The 4,000-nt window shown below is 47.5% G+C and carries 6 protein-coding genes; 4 read left to right on the top strand and 2 right to left on the bottom strand.

The annotated features are described in order from the left end of the window. Positions 1 to 596, top strand: a 596-nt coding sequence (locus tag H6F80_RS24780) for a mechanosensitive ion channel (protein ID WP_190794182.1), incomplete at its 5' end; no start/stop codon positions are given. A 353-nt stretch (positions 597 to 949) separates the two neighbouring features. On the opposite strand, the gene H6F80_RS24775 is transcribed toward H6F80_RS24780, so the two are convergent. Continuing rightward, entirely contained in the window at positions 950 to 1,450 is a 501-nt protein-coding gene (locus H6F80_RS24775; protein ID WP_190794181.1) for an orange carotenoid protein N-terminal domain-containing protein, read from the bottom strand. A gap of 534 nt (positions 1,451 to 1,984) precedes the next feature. Here H6F80_RS24775 and H6F80_RS24770 point away from each other — a divergent pair. Next, positions 1,985 to 2,383, top strand: coding sequence for a response regulator (locus H6F80_RS24770; RefSeq protein WP_190794180.1), 399 nt, complete (start codon positions 1,985 to 1,987; stop codon positions 2,381 to 2,383). Positions 2,384 to 2,714: 331 nt separating this feature from the next. On the opposite strand, the gene H6F80_RS24765 is transcribed toward H6F80_RS24770, so the two are convergent. Further along, entirely contained in the window at positions 2,715 to 2,912 is a 198-nt protein-coding gene (locus H6F80_RS24765) for a hypothetical protein (protein ID WP_190794179.1), read from the bottom strand. A gap of 410 nt (positions 2,913 to 3,322) precedes the next feature. Here H6F80_RS24765 and H6F80_RS24760 point away from each other — a divergent pair, with 410 nt between their 5' ends. Both H6F80_RS24760 and H6F80_RS24755 read left to right on the top strand, forming a co-directional pair. Continuing rightward, a complete protein-coding gene (locus H6F80_RS24760; protein ID WP_190794178.1) occupies positions 3,323 to 3,571 on the top strand; it encodes a hypothetical protein in 249 nt (82 codons plus the stop codon). A gap of 51 nt (positions 3,572 to 3,622) precedes the next feature. Then, positions 3,623 to 4,000, top strand: a 378-nt coding sequence (locus tag H6F80_RS24755; protein ID WP_206755111.1) for a Mo-dependent nitrogenase C-terminal domain-containing protein, incomplete at its 3' end; no start/stop codon positions are given.

Here is a 4,000-nt window from a genome sequence, read left to right as displayed (position 1 = left end):
GAGTTCTCGGATTCCCCCCGTCTGCAGCAACTACCGGACGCACCCCGCCGCCTGCTCCGCCATCCACCACCATTGGAACTGCTCCGGGAACGGTTCCGCCCGGAAAGCCTGCGCCAGGCGCGAAAACCGTGGTGCAGTCTGGGGCTCGATCGCCTTCTGAAATTGGTGGGATTGTGGTGCTGGTCGGCATAATGCTGCTGGGCGCAGTTGCGGCAACCGAAGTGCTGGGCTTTGAGTCTCTCACAGCAGTTGTCTATGGTTTGTTGGCAATCTCGGCACGGGTGCTGATTGGACTCGCCGTGTTTGGTGTGGGCCTGTACCTGGCAAATCTGGCGTTTAACCTGATTAGCAGTTCCGGCGGACGCCAAGCCCGAGTTCTGGCACAAACTGCCCGGATCGCCATTATTGCGCTGGTCGCTGCGATGGCACTTCAGCAAATGGGTATTGCCAGTAGCATTGTGAATCTGGCATTTGGTCTTATTGTGGGAGCCATTGCCGTGGCGATCGCCCTTGCCTTTGGTTTAGGGGGTCGAGATGTGGCGGCCGACCAACTGCGCGAATGGGTGTCGTCGTTCCGGCAGAATAGCCCGCGATAGAAATTCGATCGTGTTTTATAGATAAACCTTAGGGCGGCTCTGCCGCCTTTTTTTTGAATTTATAGAAATTGAATTTATATGGAAATGTGGAAATTGGATTTATATAAAAATTGGATTTATGGAAATTGTATGAGTTGGCAATGCGTATCGTGGAGCAGACAGGAACTTTTGCACTGAACGCAAGCAAGGCTTGAGGGAGGAATGACCGCTACTGCAGCGGGAGCCAGCCTAATTTGGCAAGCTGCCGCAGAAAACTAAGCATCTAGGGGCTATTTGCCGTTTTGCTGTTTTCATCCCTCAATCTTGGTTAGGGTGAGCAGTGCCCACCCTGGAAAGCCGATGATCAGACGGTTCTACAGTCCGGTTTCTTCGTTGTGTTCAGCCGTGGTCGGGTCAACGCCCATTGGTGCAACAATGTCACGGAACAGGGTAATTTGCTGACCAAAATCAAGCCCCTTGATTTGCTCAAAGAGTTGATTTGCTTGCTCAGAAAGCTCATAGTTTGCAGGCATGGGAATAATCGTTCCCTGATCCATTCCCTGAGACAAGTAATACCAGAACAGAAGTTTTGTCGTGTCGCTCAGTGCCCCATATTCTCGCGCAATAAAGCTGTTTTTCCGCATAACTAAGTCGCGCTGAAGCTGAAGCTGCTCTTCATGAGAGAGTTCTTTAACCTGATTGAACAATCCTTCTGCAATCTCTGGAGAAACGGTGCTGGCAGCGGGGGCAGCCGGAGTCACAGAGTCGCCCATTTCCTTGTAAATGAAATAAAAGAGTGCAAGCTGCTGATCAACATCCAGGCTCTGAAAAGCTTGTACTAGCTCAGTGGAAGAATTCGACGTGGTATATGTCATAAATTGTTAGTTAACTCATCGACTGAAACTTTATCAGTCGCTTTTCGCTCACCTAACCCGCTCAAGGTATAAATCAGTATCCCAACAGGGATAGAGGCTATGCTACAGGGAGAAGTTTTCCCATAGAAATCGAGAGAAACTAAAAAGCCAAGAGTTTCGTAGACAACTCCGTCTAACGGCAGACGATCGCTCTTCTTTCAATCATCTACTATGCAAATGGAAAGGAAGAGAGACCAGAAACTGCGGCAGTTCCTTCGGGGGCTGCTTTTTCATATTCTATTTTCGTTCTCCGAAATACTCGTTGAGAAACTTGCTCTTAAACGAGCAGCTAAAAGCATCAGAAGTGACTCATTTTTATTTCTTTATTCTTAGTTAAGAAATAATTGGTAAGCTGAGCCTTTTCTTGCTGCATAGGGATAAGAAGCAACGTGTTGAGCAAGAAATGTGTATCAATAGCGGGTCTACCTACTAAAGTGGTGCAAGAATCCGCTAAAATTCTCTTTGATATTTTTAATAGCTAGTACCTACGCTTTTATGAATCCACCGCTGGTTCATTCCGATGTTGGGGTTCCCAAAATTCTCATCGTGGATGACATTTCTGATAATTCTTTCTTACTCCAAACGTTTTTGGAAACCGAAGGATATCAGGTTGATGTCGCGGATAACGGTCATGCCGCTCTGGAAAAAATAGAAGCAGAACCTCCTGCCCTCATCCTGCTCGATATGATGATGCCTGGGATGAATGGCTTTGAAGTCAGCCGTCGGATTCGCCAGAATAAAGCGTTGCCCTATATTCCAATTCTGCTGATTACCGGATTTGATCAGCCTTCAGAAGCCGAGGAGCAAGAATTAGGAATTAACGGGTTTATCCGAAAACCTGTCGATTTTACAGAACTCATCAATCAAGTTCGATCGCTATTACCGAAGGCATGAGCCAATGCCTGCCAATCGCTTGAAGAAATGTTAAGATGCGTATAGGTTGGATTAAGGGCAGTGATACCTACCGAGTTCACTTAACCGAATGACTCACTATCCTGGGCTAAAACTCTGTTTTGGGAAGTGTGCTATGTAAAAAAGCTATGTAAAAAAATGCAGCCTAAGAAGACTGCAATGACCATAGCAACTTTAATAATTGTGTTAATGCATTACGTTAATGTATTTCGCTAATGCATGAGTTTATAATGCGTTGCGTTAATACAACGATGAAAGCAGGGGCGAATGCAGCGGTTGATGCGATCGCTGATAGGTTTGGCAATCAATCGACCTACAAAGGAACTAGATCGGACTCCAGCAGCATAATTGTGGTCTCATAGCCAATTCTTCCCATATCCGGCTCTGGTCCCATCTCCATCTCGACCAAATACTGCCAGGAGCCTGAAGCGGGCCGGTAGGACTTTACTTTTCCTTTTCCTCCAATAAACCGAACCGTTTGCTCACAGTTGAAGCGCGGAAACTCTTTCATTGCCTATATTTCTCCCACTCACATTTTTATTTCTACTGGGAACAACGCTGATTTTCCTCTACCACAAGACTTGAGTTTTAGGAAGCCGTTAGAACTCAAGGGGTATTTACGTAGATAGACTGCTTGAAAACTTGAAAGGTTCATATTTACAGGCGTTTTCGGGGCTATATCTCCTTTTGCTCTGGTTCTCTATCGACTGACGCAGGAACGTAAAGAAATATTTAACACTCTAGAAAGAGGATTTTCTGAGTGTCCCGCAGCATCCTGGAACTATCAAGGTTCGCAACCAAAAGTTAGCTGTCATTTCAGCTCTTCGATGCGTTCTTCTCTATCCGCCCAGTGCGTAATCACCTGCGCCCAGCGCGCATTCTTCGACAACGAAGCTGGGAAAAAATCAAGGAGTTTGCTTTATGACTGGACAAATGTGCTGGCTTTCGAGCTTCGGTCACGACGGAACTAAGATTCTGCACATTAGAACTTCCCCGAGTCAACCCTGGCAGTCGTACAAAACCTTCCGAGGCGCAGTGCCAGATTATGAGATTCCGGGTGGCTCAAAAGGCTGGGCAACTTACCAGAAGCTCTTGCGTGAAGGATGGCAGCTTATCTCTAGTGCCGAAGGGCAAGCAACCGCAGTTTCATATAGCTTGAAAACGGCTTAATTCGCGAACGATCGAAACGATTCATTCTTTATTCGTTCAGGACTTGGACAAATGTTTAACCTCGTGCAGTTCTTCTCTCATTTGACATCCTCCCGCTTAAACGTCTTGAATCCCATCCGCAAATGGCTCGATTCGGTGGAGATTCAAAACCCGAAGGTTGCACAGGTTATCTGTCATGTTATTCCGGCGAGCTGTCCTTTTGCCCGCACTGTTAAGGTTGCCGATCGCGTTCTATTTGTGATCCCGCCCCTTTGTAAGCTCAATCCTCTGTATGAGCAGTTTGTCGGACTTCGGTTTCGATCAATGGTTTGTTTAGAGTCGGCTGCGAGCCCTGCAGAGTGGTCGTCGACGTTCTGCGTCACGATCAGCAGCTCGCCCGGCCACGCCGCGTCGAGCCGCGCCAGCGCTTCGTGCGCCGCATTGGGCGCG

The sequence above is a fragment of the Leptolyngbya sp. FACHB-711 genome, from assembly GCF_014695615.1.
Lineage (GTDB): Bacteria > Cyanobacteriota > Cyanobacteriia > Elainellales > Elainellaceae > Leptolyngbya_A.
The sequence above is the reverse complement of the archived record's forward strand: the minus strand, read 5'-3'. Positions and strand labels throughout refer to the sequence as shown.

Coding starts and splice junctions, on each gene's coding strand:
- H6F80_RS24775 (WP_190794181.1), bottom strand. CDS start 1,450: ATGACATATACCACGTCGAATTCTTCCACTGAGCTAGTACAAGCTTTT.
- H6F80_RS24770 (WP_190794180.1), top strand. CDS start 1,985: ATGAATCCACCGCTGGTTCATTCCGATGTTGGGGTTCCCAAAATTCTC.
- H6F80_RS24765 (WP_190794179.1), bottom strand. CDS start 2,912: ATGAAAGAGTTTCCGCGCTTCAACTGTGAGCAAACGGTTCGGTTTATT.
- H6F80_RS24760 (WP_190794178.1), top strand. CDS start 3,323: ATGACTGGACAAATGTGCTGGCTTTCGAGCTTCGGTCACGACGGAACT.